This window comes from Pseudoduganella sp. UC29_106 (assembly GCF_044055365.1).
In the GTDB taxonomy this organism is placed as follows: domain Bacteria; phylum Pseudomonadota; class Gammaproteobacteria; order Burkholderiales; family Burkholderiaceae_D; genus Rugamonas.
In genome coordinates this window covers 679,403-696,228 of record NZ_CP171977.1, presented here as the reverse complement: position 1 = coordinate 696,228, position 16,826 = coordinate 679,403, and the positions used below count along the sequence as shown (strand labels likewise).

22 protein-coding genes and 1 pseudogene are annotated in these 16,826 nt (G+C 62.1%); 2 read left to right on the top strand and 21 right to left on the bottom strand.

Annotated elements, in window-relative coordinates:
- Positions 1-46: 46 nt before the first annotated feature.
- Positions 47-1,003: a cation diffusion facilitator family transporter gene (locus ACHMW6_RS03870; RefSeq protein ID WP_395405704.1), complete on the top strand. Its 957-nt coding sequence runs from the start codon at positions 47-49 to the stop codon at positions 1,001-1,003.
- On the opposite strand, the gene pqqE is transcribed toward ACHMW6_RS03870, so the two are convergent.
- The 5 genes from pqqE to pqqA all read right to left on the bottom strand — a co-directional run bounded on the left by pqqE (position 975) and on the right by pqqA (position 4,298).
- Complete coding sequence (gene pqqE, locus ACHMW6_RS03865) at positions 975-2,111, bottom strand: pyrroloquinoline quinone biosynthesis protein PqqE (RefSeq protein WP_395405702.1); 1,137 nt, start codon at positions 2,109-2,111, stop codon at positions 975-977. The two genes, ACHMW6_RS03870 and pqqE, sit on opposite strands and share 29 nt — an antisense overlap.
- Before the next feature lie 28 nt (positions 2,112-2,139).
- Complete coding sequence (pqqD, locus tag ACHMW6_RS03860) at positions 2,140-2,400, bottom strand: pyrroloquinoline quinone biosynthesis peptide chaperone PqqD (RefSeq protein ID WP_395405700.1); 261 nt, start codon at positions 2,398-2,400, stop codon at positions 2,140-2,142.
- Positions 2,401-2,548: 148 nt separating this feature from the next.
- Positions 2,549-3,259 (bottom strand): pyrroloquinoline-quinone synthase PqqC, encoded by a 711-nt coding sequence (gene pqqC, locus ACHMW6_RS03855; RefSeq protein WP_395408523.1) that lies wholly within the window; start codon positions 3,257-3,259, stop codon positions 2,549-2,551.
- Between the two features lie 2 nt (positions 3,260-3,261).
- Positions 3,262-4,185, bottom strand: a complete 924-nt coding sequence (gene pqqB / locus ACHMW6_RS03850; RefSeq protein ID WP_395408522.1) for a pyrroloquinoline quinone biosynthesis protein PqqB — start codon at positions 4,183-4,185, stop codon at positions 3,262-3,264.
- Positions 4,186-4,223: 38 nt separating this feature from the next.
- Positions 4,224-4,298 carry a pyrroloquinoline quinone precursor peptide PqqA gene (pqqA, locus tag ACHMW6_RS03845; RefSeq protein WP_395408521.1) on the bottom strand — a complete coding sequence of 25 codons (75 nt, stop codon included), beginning with the start codon at positions 4,296-4,298 and terminating at the stop codon, positions 4,224-4,226.
- Between the two features lie 287 nt (positions 4,299-4,585).
- Here pqqA and ACHMW6_RS03840 point away from each other — a divergent pair, with 287 nt between their 5' ends.
- On the top strand, positions 4,586-5,029 hold the full coding sequence (locus ACHMW6_RS03840) for a DUF2147 domain-containing protein (RefSeq protein WP_395405698.1): 444 nt from the start codon (positions 4,586-4,588) through the stop codon (positions 5,027-5,029).
- 89 nt (positions 5,030-5,118) lie between these two features.
- Here the strand turns inward: ACHMW6_RS03840 and ACHMW6_RS03835 are convergent, their stop codons facing one another.
- The 16 genes and pseudogenes from ACHMW6_RS03835 to purH all read right to left on the bottom strand — a co-directional run bounded on the left by ACHMW6_RS03835 (position 5,119) and on the right by purH (position 16,822).
- On the bottom strand, positions 5,119-5,895 hold the full coding sequence (locus tag ACHMW6_RS03835) for a glutaminyl-peptide cyclotransferase (protein ID WP_395405696.1): 777 nt from the start codon (positions 5,893-5,895) through the stop codon (positions 5,119-5,121).
- 44 nt (positions 5,896-5,939) lie between these two features.
- The gene (locus ACHMW6_RS03830) at positions 5,940-6,701 is read right to left on the bottom strand and encodes an SDR family oxidoreductase (protein ID WP_395405694.1); all 762 of its coding nucleotides are present in this window, start codon (positions 6,699-6,701) and stop codon (positions 5,940-5,942) included.
- Between the two features lie 95 nt (positions 6,702-6,796).
- Complete coding sequence (locus ACHMW6_RS03825; protein WP_395405692.1) at positions 6,797-7,741, bottom strand: LysR family transcriptional regulator; 945 nt, start codon at positions 7,739-7,741, stop codon at positions 6,797-6,799.
- Positions 7,742-7,751: 10 nt separating this feature from the next.
- Complete coding sequence (gene ruvB, locus ACHMW6_RS03820) at positions 7,752-8,807, bottom strand: Holliday junction branch migration DNA helicase RuvB (protein WP_395405690.1); 1,056 nt, start codon at positions 8,805-8,807, stop codon at positions 7,752-7,754.
- Positions 8,808-8,864: 57 nt separating this feature from the next.
- A complete protein-coding gene (locus ACHMW6_RS03815) occupies positions 8,865-9,248 on the bottom strand; it encodes a VOC family protein (RefSeq protein WP_395405688.1) in 384 nt (127 codons plus the stop codon).
- Between the two features lie 45 nt (positions 9,249-9,293).
- A complete protein-coding gene (locus ACHMW6_RS03810; protein WP_395405686.1) occupies positions 9,294-9,722 on the bottom strand; it encodes a PAS domain S-box protein in 429 nt (142 codons plus the stop codon).
- Between the two features lie 112 nt (positions 9,723-9,834).
- Complete coding sequence (locus ACHMW6_RS03805) at positions 9,835-10,290, bottom strand: hypothetical protein (RefSeq protein WP_395405684.1); 456 nt, start codon at positions 10,288-10,290, stop codon at positions 9,835-9,837.
- Entirely contained in the window at positions 10,287-10,703 is a 417-nt protein-coding gene (locus ACHMW6_RS03800; protein WP_395405682.1) for an MAPEG family protein, read from the bottom strand. Before ACHMW6_RS03800 ends, ACHMW6_RS03805 begins: the two co-directional genes overlap by 4 nt.
- Positions 10,700-11,059: a hypothetical protein gene (locus tag ACHMW6_RS03795; protein WP_395405680.1), complete on the bottom strand. Its 360-nt coding sequence runs from the start codon at positions 11,057-11,059 to the stop codon at positions 10,700-10,702. Before ACHMW6_RS03795 ends, ACHMW6_RS03800 begins: the two co-directional genes overlap by 4 nt.
- 131 nt (positions 11,060-11,190) lie before the next feature.
- Entirely contained in the window at positions 11,191-11,724 is a 534-nt protein-coding gene (locus ACHMW6_RS03790; protein ID WP_395405678.1) for a DUF4256 domain-containing protein, read from the bottom strand.
- A 15-nt stretch (positions 11,725-11,739) separates the two neighbouring features.
- Positions 11,740-12,156 carry an NAD(+)--rifampin ADP-ribosyltransferase gene (arr, locus tag ACHMW6_RS03785; RefSeq protein WP_395405676.1) on the bottom strand — a complete coding sequence of 139 codons (417 nt, stop codon included), beginning with the start codon at positions 12,154-12,156 and terminating at the stop codon, positions 11,740-11,742.
- Positions 12,157-12,346: 190 nt separating this feature from the next.
- The gene (locus tag ACHMW6_RS03780) at positions 12,347-12,892 is read right to left on the bottom strand and encodes a dihydrofolate reductase family protein (RefSeq protein WP_395405674.1); all 546 of its coding nucleotides are present in this window, start codon (positions 12,890-12,892) and stop codon (positions 12,347-12,349) included.
- 150 nt (positions 12,893-13,042) lie between these two features.
- Positions 13,043-13,480: a DUF1801 domain-containing protein gene (locus tag ACHMW6_RS03775; RefSeq protein ID WP_395405672.1), complete on the bottom strand. Its 438-nt coding sequence runs from the start codon at positions 13,478-13,480 to the stop codon at positions 13,043-13,045.
- A 527-nt stretch (positions 13,481-14,007) separates the two neighbouring features.
- Positions 14,008-14,590 (bottom strand): annotated as a pseudogene (ruvA, locus tag ACHMW6_RS03770) (Holliday junction branch migration protein RuvA).
- Between the two features lie 18 nt (positions 14,591-14,608).
- On the bottom strand, positions 14,609-15,145 hold the full coding sequence (ruvC, locus tag ACHMW6_RS03765) for a crossover junction endodeoxyribonuclease RuvC (RefSeq protein WP_395405670.1): 537 nt from the start codon (positions 15,143-15,145) through the stop codon (positions 14,609-14,611).
- A gap of 102 nt (positions 15,146-15,247) precedes the next feature.
- A complete protein-coding gene (purH, locus tag ACHMW6_RS03760) occupies positions 15,248-16,822 on the bottom strand; it encodes a bifunctional phosphoribosylaminoimidazolecarboxamide formyltransferase/IMP cyclohydrolase (protein WP_395405668.1) in 1,575 nt (524 codons plus the stop codon).
- Positions 16,823-16,826: the final 4 nt, after the last annotated feature.

Sequence of the window (16,826 nt, the reverse complement as noted above, 5' to 3'; positions counted from 1 at the left end):
CCGCGGCCGCCGTTTCGGGCCGCGGGACGGGATGCACGGCGGATCAATGATCCGCCCTACACCCTTCGGGCCGGCCATGCCAACCGAACAATCCCTCCTCCGTCTCTCCATCATTGCCGCGGTCTTCCAGGCCGCGCTGGGCATTGCCTTCGGCCTGCTGGCCGGTTCGGAATCCATCATCTTCGACGGCTTCTACGGCTTGGTCGACGCCACGATGACCATGCTCGCGCTGCTGATCGCGAAGCTGATCGCCGCTTCCGCCGAACGCGGGGAGCACAATCGCAAGCTGGTCGAACGCTTCACGATGGGCTTCTGGCACCTGGAACCGATGGTGCTTGGCCTGAACGCCACCCTGCTCGTCGGCGCCGCGATCTACGCCCTGATCAACTCCGCAAAAAGCCTGATGGAAGGCGGCCACATGATTGCGCTGGACTACGCCATCGTCTACGCCCTGATATCTCTGGTGGCCGCTGCCGCGATGGGCACCTACGCCACCATCGCCAACCGCAGGATCGGCTCCGCCCTCGTGGCGCTGGACGCCAAAGCGTGGTGGATCACGGTGGCGATGGCCTGCGCCCTGCTTGCCGCCTTCATCTTCGGCTGGGCCGTGCGCGGCACGCGTCTCGACTGGGTAACGCCCTACATCGACCCGCTCGTGCTGATCCTCGTCTGCGTTGCCGTAATTCCCATGCCGCTCGGCGTGATCCGCCGCGCGCTGGCGGACATCCTCCTGGTCACGCCGTCCGACCTCAAGCAGCACGTCGATACGGTGGCCGCCGACACCGTGCAGCGCCACGGCTTCGATTCCTATCGCGCCTATGTCGCGCGCGTGGGTCGCGGCCGCCAGATCGAGCTGTTCTTCATCGTGCCGACACAATGGCCGGCCAAGCGCCTGGAAGAATGGGATGCCATCCGCAACGAGGTCGGCGAAGCGCTCGGCGAAGAAAGCACCGACCGCTGGCTGACCATCGTCTTCACGACCGATCCGGAGTGGGCTGAGTAAGAGGCTGGCTGAGCGCGCGCGAATTCGAATCGCTGCGGAACACCAGCGGCTTCAACTCCCCTTCCTCCTGTGCGCGATGCGCATGCACGACGATCTGTTTCAGCTCCCCGTGATGTGACGATTTGCCGCAGACCGGGTCCGCATTCTCGGCATCGCCCGTCAGCGCCAGCGCCTGGCAGCGGCAGCCGCCAAAGTCCTTGTGCCTGTCGTCGCAGGTCCGGCACGGCTCCTTCATCCACGAATCGCCGCGGAAGCGGTTGAAGGCCGCGCTGTCATACCAGATGTCGCGCAGGCTTTCCTTGCGCACGTCCGGAAACTGCATGCCGGGGATGCTGCGCGCAGCGTGACAGGGCAAGGCTGCGCCGTCCGCCGACACGCCAAGGAACACCGCCCCCCAGCCGTTCATGCACGCCTTGGGTCGCGATTCGAAATAGTCCGGCACCACGAACAGGATGCGCAGCCGGTTGCCGATGCGCTCGCGGTATTCGTTCACGACCGCTTCGGCCTTGCGCAATTGCTCTTGCGTCGGCATCAGCTGCGCGCGGTTGACCAAGCCCCAGCCATAGTACTGCGTGTTGGCCAGCTCCAGATATTCCACGCCCATTGCCAGCGCCATCTCGATGATGCGCGCGACGTGGTCCAGGTTATAGCGATGTAGGACCACGTTCAGCACCATCGGGTAATCGAACTGCTTGATCAGCGCCGCCACGCGCGACTTCAGCTCGAACGTGCGGGTGCTGCTCAGGAAGTCGTTCATTTCGCGGGTCGAATCCTGGAAGGAGAGCTGGATGTGGTCCAGCCCCGCTTCGGTCAGGCGGCGCAGGCGCGCTTCCGTCAGGCCGATGCCGGAGGTAATCAGGTTCGTGTAGTAGCCGAGTCGGCGGCCCTCGGCCACCAGCTCCTCCAGGTCGTCGCGCAGCAGCGGTTCCCCGCCGGAGAAGCCCAGCTGCGCTGCCCCCAGCTTGCGGCCCTGGCGCAGCACGTCGACCCACTCCTCCGTGCTCAGCTCCTCGCGGCGGGTCGCGTAGTCCACCGGGTTCGAGCAGAACACGCAGTGCAGCGGACAGCGGTAAGTCAGCTCGGCCAGCAGCCACATGGGCGGCGCCATGGGCGCTGCTGCCTGCCGTGCGGGCGCGCTACACAAGCCAGCCTCGCTGCCGCGCATCGGCCACGAAGGCCTGCACGTCTTGCGCCAGGTTGCTGGCGTTAAAAGCCTGCTCCAGCTGCGCCACGATATCCGCCAGCGCGCTGCGGCCGTCGCAGCGCTTCAGGATCTCCGCCGCGCTGGTGTTCAACCGCACCAGTCCCTCCGGGTACAGCAGCACATAAGCGTTCTGCGCTTCTTCCCACTGCAGCCGGAACATCCGCGACAGTTTGGGTTGTTCGATCGCATCCATATTTGTCTCCCCCGTCCATTCACGGCGGATCAATGATCCGCCCTACAGCCCTGTCGGGCCAATAGCGCCCCGTGCCGGCAATCACCGGATGCGTTCCGGCACAGCGTAGGGCGGATCATTGATCCGCCGTGCCTGCGCACCACCACAATCAAGCGTAAGCCAACTCAATCGCATCCATCATCGACCACAGCACATCCAGCTTGAACTGCAGGATCTCCAGCGCCCGCTCCTGCTGCTCGCGCGTCTGGAAATAAGCCAGCGTAACGGCCAGTCCATGCTCCACATCCCGTTCGGCCAACGAAACCCGGCTGCGGAAATACTGCAACCCCTCCGGCTCGATCCACGGATAATTCCGCGGCCAGCTCGCCAGCCTGTCCTTATGGATCTTCGGCGCAAACATCTCCGTCAGCGACGAGCACACCCCCTCCTGCCACGAAGCTTGCCGCGCGAAGTTCACGTAAGAATCCACCGCAAAGCGCACCCCCGGCAGCACATGGCGCAGCGACCAAAGCTCATTGCGCGGAATGCCGACCGCCTCGCCCAGCCGCGTCCACGCCTCGATACCGCCCGGATTCCCGTCGCCCCCATCGTGGTCCTGGATGCGCACCAGCCAGCGCCGGCGCGTTTCGCGGTCCGGACAATTCGCCAGGATCGCCGCATCCTTCTGCGGAATCTTGATCTGGTAATAAAAGCGGTTGGCGACCCAGCCGCGGATCTGGTCCGGCGTCAGACTGCCCTCCTGCATGCGCACATTGAAAGGATGGTGGATGTGATAGTGCACTTCCTTGGCCATCAGCTGCGCGGCGAAGGTGGCTTTGTCCCAGCGCGGCTGGAAACCGATCTCCTGTCGGGACATCATGTTCATAATTCGAGCTCCATTCCGTCAAAGGCGACCTCGATTCCATGACGGCGCAGCAGCACATGTTGCGGCGCCTCTTCATCGAGGATGGGATTGGTGTTGTTGATGTGGATGAGGACCTTGCGGCTGGCAGGCAGCCCGTCCAGCACCTCGATCATGCCGCCGGGACCGGACTGCGGCAGGTGGCCCATCGCCGCCGCAGGCTTGCTTGAGAAGCGCAGCGTGATCATTTCGTCCTCGGTCCAGAACGTGCCGTCCACCATCAGGCAGTCCGCTTCGCGCATGGCCGCTGCCGTTGTCGGCGAGATGCTGCCCAGTCCCGGCGCGTAAAAAAGCTTGCTGCCGGTGGCGAGGTCCTGCACCAGCAGACCGATGTTGTCCCCGGCGACGGGCGCATCGCGATGCGGCGAATAAGGCGGCGCCTTGCTGTCCAGCGGCACGGCGGTAAAGCGCAAGCCTTCCAGCTGAGGCACGCTGAAACTGCAGCGATCGCCCTGCGCCACCGGCAGCTCGTGCCATTCCACGCCGCAGTAGTGGGACAGCACGCGGGCTAAGGGCAAACCGGCGTTCAGGTCCTCCCACACCGCTGCGCTGCAGTAGAGGTGAATGCGCTTCCCTTCGCGCAGCATCATCAGGCCGGTGACGTGATCCACCTGCGCGTCCATCAGCAGCACGGCGGCGATGCCGCTGTCACGTGCAGTGCGGGCCGGCTGCAGCGCCGGCGTGGCGCGGATCTGGGTCAGGATGTCGGGCGAGGCGTTCACCAGCAGCCAGTCCTGGCCATTGGCGGAAATCGCGATCGAGGATTGGGTGCGTGGACGGCTGCGAATAGCGCCGCGGCGCAGGCCGTCGCAGTTATGGCAGTTGCAGTTCCACTGCGGGTAGCCGCCGCCGGCTGCCGAGCCGAGTACGATGATCTTCATGATGCATGGCGGCCGCCACTCACGCAGCGGCCGCGCGCCCCTTAGCGGTTGAAGATATACAGCGTGATTTCAAAGCCAAAGCGGAAATCGATGGCTTCAGGCTTGCTCCATTGCATGACAGTCTCCTTGATGTAGGTTTGGTGGCGAAGGTCCGAGGACTTTCACTACCTGAATACGCAACCTTTGTGCCACGCAGGAGGCTTTCAAACCAGCACCTTAAACCTAGTGCCTGCCACATCGTGGCAGGCACTTGTTTTTGGCCTTGGGTGTTCCAGAATGGAGCAACCCGCCTGTTGCACTGTCCCGTTTTAGAGTTGGCACTCCAAAGTCACTGAATTGGCCTTGGCGGCACGGCCTCCTTTGCTACACTGGCTGACACCCCAAACCAATAAGGAGACTTTGAATGCGCGCACCGCTGCACACCATTCTGGCCATTGCCGCCATGGCCACCCTGCCGGCCTTTGCCCAGGACACCCCGGTAGGCCTGTGGAAGAACATCGACGATGTGAGCGGCAAGCCGAAAGCCCTGATCCGCATCACGGAGACCAACGGCGTACTGGAAGGCAAGATCGAGAAACTGTTCCGCGGCGCGGACGAGGAGCAGAACCCCGTCTGCGACAAGTGCTCCGACGCGCGCAAGAACCAGCCCATCATCGGCATGACGATGCTGACCGGCCTGAAAAAAGATGGCGCCGAATATACCGGCGGCGAAATCCTGGACCCGAACAACGGCAAGGTCTATCGCAGCAAGCTGAAAGTGGCCGACGGCGGCAAGAAGCTGGAGGTACGCGGCTATATCGGCATGCCGCTCTTGGGCCGCTCGCAGACCTGGGTGCGCGAGCAATAAACCCACGGCATAAACCTGGTGTCTGCCACGATGTGGCAGACACCAGCTTCACGCCTTGGGTTTTCTAAGGCGCCGCCGGCCCGCGGGAGTTATTTCTTCGCCGGCTTGAGTTCAATCTCAAACAGCTTCGGCCAGCGCTTGCCGGTGACGAACAGGCGCTTCGACTTGGCATCATAGGCGATGCCATTCAAAACATTGTCCGCGTCATGCGCCGCGCCGGCCGTCGCGGAAAGGCCGCTCAGGTCGATCCAGCCTATCACCTTGCCGGACATCGGATCGATGCGCGCAATGCGGTCCGTCTGCCACACATTCGCGTAGATCAGGCCATCGACCCATTCCAGCTCGTTGATGCGCGTGACCGGCAAGCCCTCGGCCGTGACGTGGATGCGGCGCGTCTCCTGCATCGTGGCCGAATTCAGCACACGGATATAGGACGTGCCATCGCTCATGTACACGCTCTCGCCATTGCTGGTCAGGCCCCAGCCCTCGCCCTTGTATTCGAAGACCGCCTTCTGCGCGAAGGTGGCGCCATCCAGAATGAAGCCGCCCTGGTTCATCCAGGTCAGCGCCGCGATATTGCCGCCAACGGGCGCAATGCCCTCGCCGAACACCTGTGCCGGCAGGTCGCGCTTCTGCAGCACCTTGCCCGTTTTCAGGTCGACCTTGCGCACCGACGACGCGCCGTACTGGCCCGTGCTCTCATACAGGTAACCGTCCATGAAAAACAGGCCTTGCGTGAAGGCCTGCTCATCGTGCGGGAAAGACTGTTTCACCACATAGCCCTGCACGGGCACCGCCGCCTGCGCCGCCACCGACGTACCAAAGGCCAGGCTAAGGGCGGCGCGTCGCAACAAGGATTTCTGCATGGTCATTCCTGAGTTATTCATGAGCCATGCAGTATAACCCTGCCTTAAGTCGCCTGCCCGGTCGGCATCACAACCACCTGCATCAGGTTCACGCGCGGGGGCTGCACGGCCAGGAAGCGCACCACTTCGGCCACGTCCTCCGGCTTCAGGAACTCATACTTCTGCGCCGCATCGGCCAGCCAATCCTTTACACCCTGGCTGGTGACGTGGCCTTGCAGCTCGGTCGACGTGATGCCCGGCTCGATCACCGAAACGCGTACATTTTTCGCACCCAGTTCGGCGCGCATATGGCGTGTCAGGTGGCTGACGAAAGCCTTGGTTGCGCTGTAGACGGAGAAGTACGGGTAGATGTACTGCCCGGCGATGGACGAAGTGTTGATCAGGTCCGCCTGCACGCCGTTCGCCGCCGCCTGCAGCAGTTGCGGAACGAAGGCGTGAGTTACGTGCATCACGCCCTGCACATTCAGGTCGATCTGCCTGGTGGACTCGCCGCGCTTGTCCTCCTCGATCGCGCCCGGCAGCATTACGCCGGCGTTGTTGAACACCAGGCTGGCCGGCCCCCAGGTTTGCAGCACTGTCGCCGCAGCAGCATCGACCGAAGCCTGATCGGTGACATCGACTGCGAGCGCCATTGCGATGCCGCCGGCGCGTTCAATGTCAGCCACTTCGCGCTCCAGCGTCTCCTTGCGGCGCGCCAGCAGGGCTACCTTTGCGCCCTGCCCCGCCAGCAGCCTTGCGGTGTGCAGGCCGATGCCGCTGGAAGCGCCGGTGATGACGGCCACGCGGCCATTGAGTTGGTTTTCCATGTCGTTCTCCCTTGAGTGAGGCCGCGTTGTGCGGCGTTGGGAGAACTATAGAAATTTAAGGACAACCGAAGTAGTCCTGGCACACGGTTTCAGTATCACCTATTGGTTGATAATCGCTGCAATTCCTTGCGCGTCAGCGAGAACTCCTGGCTGCCGTTCAGCCGTTCGACGGCGAAATCGATGAAACGCCGCACGCGGCCCGGCATGTCGCGCCGCTGGGCGTAATAAAGGTAGAGACCCATGCGTTCGCTGACCGTCTGCACCAGCAGCGGTACCAGTTCACCGTTGCGCAGCGCCGGGGCAGCGTTGATGCTATCGATCTGGCCGATGCCGATGCCCGCCAGCGCGGCTTGCGCTTCCGTTTCCGAATCGCTGCAGCAAAGCGCCACGTTCATATGCTGCTGGACGACTTCGTTGTCCACCTCAAACTCCCACGGTACCGGGCGTCCCGTCCCGGGACGGCGATAGCCGATGCAGCGGTGGGCCAGAAGGTCATCCACCTTGCGCGGACGGCCATGCTGCGCCAAGTAGGCCGGCGTGGCGCAGACGATGAGCTGGATCGGGAACAGCCTGCGGCCGACGACCTGCAGGTCCGGTGCGCTGCCCGCGCGAAAGCCAACATCGATACGCTCGCCGACGATATCGCTGAAGCCATCGGACAATACCAGCTCCACACTGATCTTTGGATATCGTTGCTGGAATTCGGCCAGCAAGGGCATCAGCACCTTGCGTCCTACCGCCCCGGCGGCGGCGATGCGCACCACGCCTTCGTCTTCCTGCGCCGCGCTGCGCGCCTTGCTCAAGGCGCCAACCAGCCCGTCGAGGCTTGGCTTCACGGATTCCAGCAGACGCTCGCCCTCCTCGGTGAGCGTGCTGCGCCGCGTGGTACGGTGGAACAGGCGCACGCCAAGGTGCTGCTCCAGTTGGCGGATGGTCTTGCTGACGGCTTGCGGCGTGGTGTTCTGCGCTTCCGCAGCCTTGTTGAAGCTGCCCGATTCGGCGGCGAGGACGAAGGTCGATATGGCGCGCAGTTCGTCCATCAGCCCGCGCTTACTGGTCCCACAGGTCGCCGGTGAGGCTGCTGCGCGGCGGGGTGACGCCGAAGTGCTGGTAGGCGGCCGCCGTAGCCACGCGTCCGCGCGGGGTTCGCTGCAGGAAGCCTTGCTGGATCAGGTAGGGTTCCAGCACGTCTTCGATCGTGTCTGCAGCTTCGCCGATGGCGGCGGCCAGGTTGCCGATACCTACCGGGCCGCCGCCAAACTTGTACAGCACCGCTTCCAGCAGCTTGCGGTCCATCACATCGAAGCCGACGTGGTCGACGTCCAGCATGCGCAGGGCGGCATCGGCCAGTTCCTTGGTGATGTCGCCATTCGACTTCACTTCCGCATAGTCGCGCACGCGGCGCAACAGGCGGTTGGCGATGCGCGGCGTACCGCGCGCGCGACGGGCGATTTCCAGTGCGCCGCCGTCGTCGATGTTCGCCTTCAGCAGCGTGGCGCTGCGGGCGACGATCTTCGCCAGTTCTTCCGTGGTGTAGAACTCCAATCGCGCGACGATGCCGAAGCGGTCGCGCAGCGGGTTGGTCAGCATGCCGGCGCGCGTGGTGGCGCCGACGAGGGTGAAGGGCTGCAGGTCCAGCTTCACGCTGCGCGCGGCCGGGCCTTCGCCGATCATGATGTCGATCTGATAATCCTCCAGCGCCGGGTAAAGGATTTCCTCGACCACGGGCGACAGGCGGTGGATTTCGTCGATGAACAGCACATCGTTCGCTTCCAGGTTGGTCAGGATCGCCGCCAGGTCGCCCGGGCGCTCCAGCACGGGCCCCGAAGTCTGGCGCAGGTTCACGCCCATCTCGCGCGCGATGATGTTCGCCAGCGTGGTCTTGCCCAGGCCCGGTGGGCCGAACAGCAGCGTATGGTCCAGCGCCTCGCTGCGCTTGCGCGCCGCCGCGATGAAGATTTCCAGCTGATCCCGGATTTTCGTCTGCCCGACATACTCATCGAGCAGCTTCGGACGCAACGCACGCTCGATCGCCTCCTCGTTGGGCGAGGACGGGGCAGCGTCGATAATCCGCTGTTCAGTGAAGTTGTCGGTTTGGATACTCATGCCGGGCACTGTATAAATGTTCAGGGCATGATTCTATCAAGGCTCGGTGCGCGGCGCTCATTTGCGCTCGTAAGTTCTGATTTCCAACAAATGGTTGTTCGGGTCATTGAAGTAGAGCGTGGGCGCCGGGCCGCGCGCGCCGGTTTCTTCGCCTATACCCTTGTTCGAGCCGACAGAGTCGAAAGTCGGGCCATAGCCGATGCCCGCCGCCTCGAGCCGCGCCCGTATCGCGTCGAATTCCGTTCCCGATACCGCGAAGGCGTAATGTTCCATGCCCGCCGTCCCCCAGGGCGCAAGCTGGAGCTGGCATTCCGGCCCGACACGGATCACGGTGAACGGCCCGTCAACGCCTTCGAGGGCAAAGCCAAGGATCTCGGTGTAGAACCTGACGCTCGACGCAAGATCGTTGACCTTGAGGATCAGATGATCGATAACCGCCATTGAATCCGCCGCCTTTGCAACGCCGAAGAGGCAATCGGGCTGGCGTCAGGCCGCGGCCTCAGCCTCCAACTGGGCCACGCGCGCCTTCAGCTTGCGCTCCTCGCCCCAGCGCACGGTTTCGTCGCGGATGACGGCGACAATTGCTGCCACGTTGCGTTCCTCATCGTGCAAGATGGCGACTGTGAATGCGATCGACAGAGTGTGTCCATCCTTGTGCAGCGCCGGCACGCGCAGAAGGTCGCTGCCGTAGCGGGTCTGGCCGGTGCTCATGGTCTTGTGATAGCCGTCCCAATGACGGGTACGCTGGCGTTCCGGAATGATGATATCCAGCGACTTGCCCATCGCATCCTCGCGCGTGAAGCCGAACATGCGCACCGCCGCATCGTTCCATACGGTGATTGCACCGGCCGCGTCGCACACCACCACCGCATCGCCGATCACTTCTACCAATTGTTTGTAGTCTGCCAGTTGCATCGTTGTCTCCCCCAATATAAGTACGGCGATCTCGCGGCTCCTGCCATGCTGCCAAGGCTAGCATCGTCTAAACACGGATGCAATATGAAGCTTTTTGCATAAATGGCGAGCGTCAACCCGCGTCGGCGTTGCCTGGCAGACGCACCACCGCCAGCATGGCATCTTCATCACCCAGCACGCGGCTGACATGACCCCGCCCTGTCGTATCTTCCAGCAGAACTGCACTGCCTGGCGTGATTCGGCGCGTTCCTCCATCGGTCGCCTCGAACTCCATCTCGCCGCGCAAAACGAAGATCCACGTCGGAATGGGCGACGGATGCAGCTCGCCGAACCATCCCGCCGGCAGATGCAGGAAGCCGCACTGCGTGGCCGCGACATCGGCGAAACCTCGAACGGCAGCGCCGACAGCGCCTGGCCACGCGCGGCTTCCTGCCAACGCACTCCCGTGATCGCCCCTTCCAGCGCCCAGTTGGCGCACCTGTTCGACAGAAGTAATCCCGCAAGCGATCAGCATCTGCGCCGACTTGGGTCCGGGCTTAGGCAGGTCCGCAATGGAGTGGTTGATCACGCGAGTGCTTGCCAGACCATGATCCACAACAAAGCCAGCACCACATTACTCAACCCAAACGCTGTAAGCCGGTGAATGACATTGTTATAGCTAAGATGGATCACACTGTGCACCACGCGCAAAGCTACATACGCCCACGCAAGTCCGAGCGCCAGCGGCGAGGCGGCATGTGCAACATAGGCCACAATGCAGGCGACATAAAACAGCATCGGCGCCTGCAGCAAATTCATGTAATTCCGGTTCGGCAAGCTCACGTGGCAAGGCACCGCCGGGGACTCGCCATATTTGAAATCGTCCACAACGATCTCGCGGCGCTTGACGGCGCGTGCGCGGACGATAGGGATAAGCAGCAGCACAAGACTGGTCCAGAATGCGAGCGCGAAGACCGGATAAAGAATCGACTGTTCGCTCATTTTCGCGACTGCGCCTCAAGCGCCATGGATGCCACAACCGGCACGGACCGGGAGCTCAGAACGGGCAAGGAATCCTTCAGCAAATCGAAGCGGACTTCCAGCGCGTCCGCCGCCCCATGCAGCCATTTGATAAGCGACGCAGAAGGTCCCTTGCCATTGGTCGCACAAAATGCCGCTCCACTGGACGAAACGCCCAGGACACCGGGCGCGCTGTCGCCGCCATTCACGATCATCACACGTTCCGCCCCGGCAAACTCGCGCTTCACGAGCCGCTGCACGCGCCGTCCGCGGATGCTGCTTATGTCCTTCGCATAGTCGCTCGCGAGTGATGACAATAGGTTTGGGTCAACGGGCATGTGCGGACTCCATTAGTTTCTTGAGGCGGGCCAGGTCCTTGTTGTTTGCGCGACGGATGGCCGCGGCCATGAACGGTGCGAACAGGCGCGAGAAACCAGTCGGGTTGCCTCGATTGCGCAATCGACGCCCATCAGACCACCAGCGTTCCACGGAAGCCGCGCGCGGCGTAATAGGATTGCGCGCCGTTATGGTAGACGAACACGCGGCCATAGCGCCTGTCGCAGAACAGCGCGCCGCCCAGGGACCTGACATCATCCGGTGTCCTGATCCAGCTGGAAGTCTTCGAATCGAACTCGCCGAGCTGCTGCAGCGCGCGGTACTGTTCGTCCGTGAGCAGTTCGACGCCCATTGCGGCGGCGGCATCTATCGCACTGCCCTCAGGCCTGTTTTCCTTGCGCGACTCGAGCGCTTCGCGGTCGAAGCACAGGCTGCGGCGTCCGCTCGGACTTTCGGCGGAGCAGTCGCAGAACGCATAGCGCCCCGTGGCCTCGTCGTAGCCGATGACGTCAGGCTCGCCGCCAGTGTCTTCCATTGCCTGCAACGACTTCAATGCAGCGGGATGGGCTTCGAGCCGGGCTTGCACGTCCGGCCACGCGGTGCCTTTGTGCCGCTGCATGTTCTTCTCGAAGCGGGCCTGCAGGATCGATAGCAGTTCGGCCTTCATGCGTCCTCCCTGGCGTTATTCTTCGATGGCCTCTATGCCACGCTCCTTGAGGCTCTCCAGATGATCGCGCATTTCCTTGAGCCTTTCGGGCGAATGGCCCGTCCAATCGGCCACCTCGCCAATGACGCGCAAAGGATCGCGTGTCCGATAGGACCTGGTCGGATTGCCCGGGAAGCGTTTGTTCGTCAGGTTCGGATCGTCTTCGTAGGGCCCGGTGGGCTCCACGATGTATATCCGCCCGCGCCCTTCCCCAACGGCCAGTTCGGCGCCCCAAGTTGCCGCGTCCAACGTAGCGGTGAGGTACACGAACCTGGCTTCCTTTCGCGTGCCATAGTTTGAGGAAAAGCCTGGCTGGATCAGGTCCCCCATTTTCAGGTCGGCCTTTGTGCCGTGATAGAGCGCTTCCGAGTTATGACGATCGAACGTAACCAATCGATGCTCCCTTCCTAAAGTAAGCCTTTCAGGCCAGGTCACTCGGTCTTGACTTCTTCGTGCCAAATGCTGTCTAGCTGTATTCCATACTTTGATTCGAAGTCCCCGGCCAACGTTTCAACTTCCAGCGAATCGGGCACCGATTTCCTCCGACGCCAATTCACATCAGCCCAAGCCGCAGCTGGCAAGGCTACCTTCGCGGTTCATACCGCATCGCGACCGCACCGGAGCGGAACTCCAGCCGTTCGACGAGCTTCAAATCGACGTACTTCGATAGCCCGGCGAACACCGTCGGGCCATGGCCCACCAGCCTTGGATGAATGACGAACTCGTACTCGTCGATCAGGCCTGCCTCTGCCAACGCAAGGGGCAGCTTTACTCCGCCCAGGAACAGGCCCTTGCCAGGATGCTGTTTGAGCTTCTGAACGGCGTCCACCAGATCGCCGCGCAAAAGCTCTGCATTCCAATCGACCTGCGCCAGGGTACTCGAGACGACGTACTTCTTTGCCGCATCGATGGTCCGTGCGAAGGGTTCCATCCAATCGGGCATAGGCACGGAACGTGGCGACCGAAACGCGACTTCCATCATTTCATAAATTACCCGGCCAAACAGGAGCGCATCGGCGCGATTCAGGTTATCGACTGCGTGACGATGCAGTTCTTCGTCAGCGATGCCTACACGGTGATCGCAGCAGCCGTCTAACGTGACGTTGATTGAGTATCGAAGTGGTCGCATGGCGTTAGCGTGTGTCGGTCATGAGCCTCTGGTTTCGGCTTAAAGCATTCATTTCAAGTCCAGGTCTCGATTGTCAGAGAGTTGCTTAACCATACCATTGAATCGAGCGCTACCAAGACGGCAAACGCATGCGCATTCCATCAGCGCTCCTTACAAGTTCGTTGCTATCGTCTCAGATTCAGCTTCCACTCGAGCCAGCATGTCCTTGTGTGCGGCTTCAACGAGTGCTTCCAAAGCTGATGCATCAATAGGCGAGCCTGGTCTCAGTTTCACGTGCCGCATGAATTTTCCGGTGCCTTCCAGTAGCCCCGCGGGATCGGCGATTTGGGCGCCTCGGAAGAAGCCCACGTTCACGTGATCCCTGAAAGCGTTGACGTAGGCGAATGCCGCGTCGCCGACGCAGGCGGTTGGGTGGCCATCGTGCAGCACCTCGCGCACGTCATCACCGCGATTGCGCATGAATGCAAACCAGTGTTGTGCAATTGCGCCCAGGTTACCGCGATGATCAAGCATCCAGGACTCGATGCGGGGATCTCGTACCGTCGCATTGGGGAAGCGCATGAGCTGGGTCTTTTTAGCGTTCTTCATGGATTCCGGGCCAACCGCCGTTGGGGGAAGGGTATCTCAGATCGTCGCTGAGTCTAATCCGATCTAAATCGCTCTGGAACGACCTAAACGTGTATAAAAATTGCGCCCGTCAATCTAGAACGGTCTGGAAAATCGGATTGTAAATCCAATTCGGTCTATTTTTATCGAGCCAAAGTCTAAAACCATCTATGTTCCGTTGCCCTGATGATCTTTTTAGACCCGGTTGGACAGCTTGCTAGTTCGTCAACCAGATTGTCAGCGGTTGGGCTCGGCGTCGTGAGAAGCTAGCTCATCGGTTCGCGGCCTTGGCGCGAAACTAGTCTAGAGCTTGCTGGCAGGAAGTGATTTGGGGACCCTTTTAGACTTTCATCCCCAAAAAACGGACCGGATTAGACATTCGGCCCGATTTTCTAGATCGTTTTATACAACGAGGCGAGACTTTTGGATCTGTTTAGACCCGTTGAGCCGCTTTTCGACCGAATTAGACCGGTTCTCCAGAAAAACCCCGGGGCTCACGCTGGCGGCGCTCAGCCTTTGGAAAGCGCCTTGAGCGCCTGCTTGATGCCGTCCGAGACAGTGGCGCCGGCGGGAACGGTCTTCAGGGCGAGCACGGCTTCCTTGTCGGAATAGCCCAGTGCCAGCAGAGCGTTGAGGATGTCGGACTGGGAATCGTGGACAGGGTGGGTGCCGCCGCCGGCGCCAAGTTCCGCCCCGAGTTTGCCCTTCAGTTCGAGCAGCAGGCGCTCGGCGGTTTTCTTGCCGATGCCAGGAATTTTGACCAGGCGTCCCGCTTCCTGCAGTGTGACCGCTTGCGCCAGGTCCGCGATCGAAAGCCCGGAGAGAAATGGACAGCGCGGTGCGCGCGCCGACGCCGGAGATCTTGATCAGCTGGCGGAAGACGGCGCGTTCCTCGGCGTTGCCGAAGCCGAACAGCAGGTGCGCGTCTTCGCGCACGGTCAGGTGGGTGAACAGCGTCACGCGCTCGCCGGTGTGCGGCAGGTTGTAGAAGGTGCTCATGGGGACATCGACTTCGTAGCCGACGCCTTGCACGTCAACCAGCAGTTGCGGCGGATTTTTTTCGAGCAGGATGCCGGAGAGACGTCCGATCATGGGGTTCCTTAATAAGTATTAGCCGACCAGGCGGCCGCGTTTCATGCGCAGTCCGGACAGGGCGGGATGGCCGGTCTGCACCACGGACAGCGTGGCGTGCGAGTGAGCATGGCAGATGGCGACGCCGAGCGCGTCGGCGGCATCGGTACCGGGCAGGCCGGGCAGCGCGAGCAGGCGCGAGACCATGTCCTGCACCTGGGCCTTGGTAGCGCGGCCGGTGCCGACTACGGCTTGTTTCAGCTGCGTCGGCGAGTATTCTGCGACGGTCAAGGCATTGGTCACCAGCGCGCAGATGGCGGCGCCGCGGGCCTGGCCCAGCAGCAAAGTCGATTGGGGATTGACGTTGACAAAGACTTTTTCGATCGCTGCGCAATCGGGCTTGTAGGTGGCGGCGATTTCGCTGACGCCATCCAGGATGACCTTTAGCCGCTCGGGCAGTTCGCCTTCGCCACTCTTGATCGTGCCGGAGGCGATGTAGCGCAGCTTGGTGCCCTGCTTTTGAATGACGCCAAAGCCGGTCGTGCGCAAGCCGGGGTCGATGCCTAGAATTATCATTGGTTGATTGTATGTAGGCGGGCCCGGCGGGTCAAATAAAACCCACGGCGTAAAACAGGTGTCTGCCACGGCGTGGCAGACACCAGGGTTACGACTCGGGTTTTAATGGCGGAAGTGGCGCACGCCGGTGTACAGCATGACCACGCCGCGCTCGTTGGCGGCGTCGATCACTTCCTGGTCGCGCATGGAGCCGCCCGGCTGGATCACGCAGGTGGCGCCTGCATCAACCACCACATCCAGGCCGTCGCGGAACGGGAAGAACGCATCGGAAGCGACCACGGAACCGCCCAGCGACAAACCAGCATTCTGCGCCTTGATGGAAGCGATGCGTGCCGAGTCGATGCGGGACATCTGGCCCGCGCCCACGCCCAGCGTCATGTTATTGCCGCAGAAGACGATGGCGTTCGACTTCACGTACTTGGCCACGCGCCATGCGAACATCAGGTCCTGCAGCTGCTGCTGGGTAGGCTGCAGCTTGGTGACGACCTTCAGGTCATTGATGTGGACATTCTTGGCATCGGCCGACTGCACCAGCAGGCCGCCGCCCACGCGCTTGAAGTCCATCGCGTTCACGCCCTCGCCCAGCGGGATTTCCAGCAGGCGCACGTTCTGCTTGGCGGACATGATCTGCAGCGCTTCCGCGGTGAACGCAGGTGCGATCAGCACTTCCACGAACAGCTTGGCCAGTTCGGTGGCCGCTGCGCCGTCGACCGGCACGTTGAAGGCGATGATGCCGCCGAAGGCCGAAGTCGGGTCGGTCTTCAGTGCGCTCTGGTAGGCTTCCAGTGCGGTTGCGCCCAGGGCCACGCCGCAAGGATTGGCGTGCTTGATGATGACGCAGGCGGTGCTGCCCATCGACTTCACGCATTCCCAGGCCGCGTCCGCGTCAGCGATATTATTGAAGGACAGTTCCTTGCCCTGCAGCTGGCGGTAGTTCGCCAGTGCGCCGGCCACCGGCGTCAGGTCGCGGTAGAAAGCGGCCGACTGGTGCGGGTTCTCACCGTAGCGCATGTCCTGCACTTTTTCGAAGTGCACGTTCAGGGTCTTCGGATAGGCGTTGCGGTTGGCGTGCGAACGGTCCGGACCCAGGCTGCTCAGGTAGTTGGTGATGGCGCCGTCGTACTGGGCAGTGTGGGCGAATACCTTCTTGGCCAGCATGAAGCGGGTCTCGTAGCTGACGTAGCCCGGCGCGTTGTCCGTGGTCTTCATCTCGGCCAGCACCGCGCCGTAGTCGGACGGATCGCAGATCACCACCACGTCCTTGTGGTTCTTGGCAGCGGAACGCAGCATGGTCGGGCCGCCGATGTCGATGTTCTCAATCGCGTCGTCCAGGGTGCAGCTGTCCTTGGCAACCGTGGCCTGGAACGGGTACAGGTTGACCACCACCATGTCGATGGTCGGCATATCGTGCTCGACCAGCTTGCTCATATGCTCCGGCAGGTCGCGGCGTGCGAGGATGCCGCCATGGACTTTCGGGTGCAGGGTCTTCACACGGCCATCCAGCATTTCCGGGAAACCGGTGTAGTCAGCGACTTCCGTGACCGGAACGCCGTTATCGGCGAGCAGCTTGGCAGTGCCGCCGGTGGACAGGATGTTGACGCCCATTGCCGACAGAGACTTGGCGAATTCCAGGACGCCGGTCTTGTCGGAAACGGAGATGAGAGCTTGTTTGATCATGGCT

Bases quoted from the DNA above. Each gene is read 5' to 3' on its own strand.
- pqqC (WP_395408523.1), bottom strand. From the start codon at position 3,259: ATGATGTCCCGACAGGAGATCGGTTTCCAGCCGCGCTGGGACAAAGCC.
- ACHMW6_RS03810 (WP_395405686.1), bottom strand. From the start codon at position 9,722: ATGCAACTGGCAGACTACAAACAATTGGTAGAAGTGATCGGCGATGCG.
- ACHMW6_RS03830 (WP_395405694.1), bottom strand. From the start codon at position 6,701: ATGGAAAACCAACTCAATGGCCGCGTGGCCGTCATCACCGGCGCTTCC.
- ACHMW6_RS03800 (WP_395405682.1), bottom strand. From the start codon at position 10,703: ATGAGCGAACAGTCGATTCTTTATCCGGTCTTCGCGCTCGCATTCTGG.
- ruvC (WP_395405670.1), bottom strand. From the start codon at position 15,145: ATGATAATTCTAGGCATCGACCCCGGCTTGCGCACGACCGGCTTTGGC.
- ACHMW6_RS03780 (WP_395405674.1), bottom strand. From the start codon at position 12,892: ATGCGACCACTTCGATACTCAATCAACGTCACGTTAGACGGCTGCTGC.
- purH (WP_395405668.1), bottom strand. From the start codon at position 16,822: ATGATCAAACAAGCTCTCATCTCCGTTTCCGACAAGACCGGCGTCCTG.
- ACHMW6_RS03825 (WP_395405692.1), bottom strand. From the start codon at position 7,741: ATGGACGAACTGCGCGCCATATCGACCTTCGTCCTCGCCGCCGAATCG.
- ACHMW6_RS03790 (WP_395405678.1), bottom strand. From the start codon at position 11,724: ATGAAGGCCGAACTGCTATCGATCCTGCAGGCCCGCTTCGAGAAGAAC.
- ACHMW6_RS03815 (WP_395405688.1), bottom strand. From the start codon at position 9,248: ATGGCGGTTATCGATCATCTGATCCTCAAGGTCAACGATCTTGCGTCG.
- pqqE (WP_395405702.1), bottom strand. From the start codon at position 2,111: ATGGCGCCGCCCATGTGGCTGCTGGCCGAGCTGACTTACCGCTGTCCG.
- ruvB (WP_395405690.1), bottom strand. From the start codon at position 8,807: ATGAGTATCCAAACCGACAACTTCACTGAACAGCGGATTATCGACGCT.
- ACHMW6_RS03840 (WP_395405698.1), top strand. From the start codon at position 4,586: ATGCGCGCACCGCTGCACACCATTCTGGCCATTGCCGCCATGGCCACC.
- pqqD (WP_395405700.1), bottom strand. From the start codon at position 2,400: ATGGATGCGATCGAACAACCCAAACTGTCGCGGATGTTCCGGCTGCAG.
- ACHMW6_RS03835 (WP_395405696.1), bottom strand. From the start codon at position 5,895: ATGCAGAAATCCTTGTTGCGACGCGCCGCCCTTAGCCTGGCCTTTGGT.
- ACHMW6_RS03775 (WP_395405672.1), bottom strand. From the start codon at position 13,480: ATGAAGAACGCTAAAAAGACCCAGCTCATGCGCTTCCCCAATGCGACG.
- ACHMW6_RS03795 (WP_395405680.1), bottom strand. From the start codon at position 11,059: ATGCCCGTTGACCCAAACCTATTGTCATCACTCGCGAGCGACTATGCG.
- ACHMW6_RS03870 (WP_395405704.1), top strand. From the start codon at position 47: ATGATCCGCCCTACACCCTTCGGGCCGGCCATGCCAACCGAACAATCC.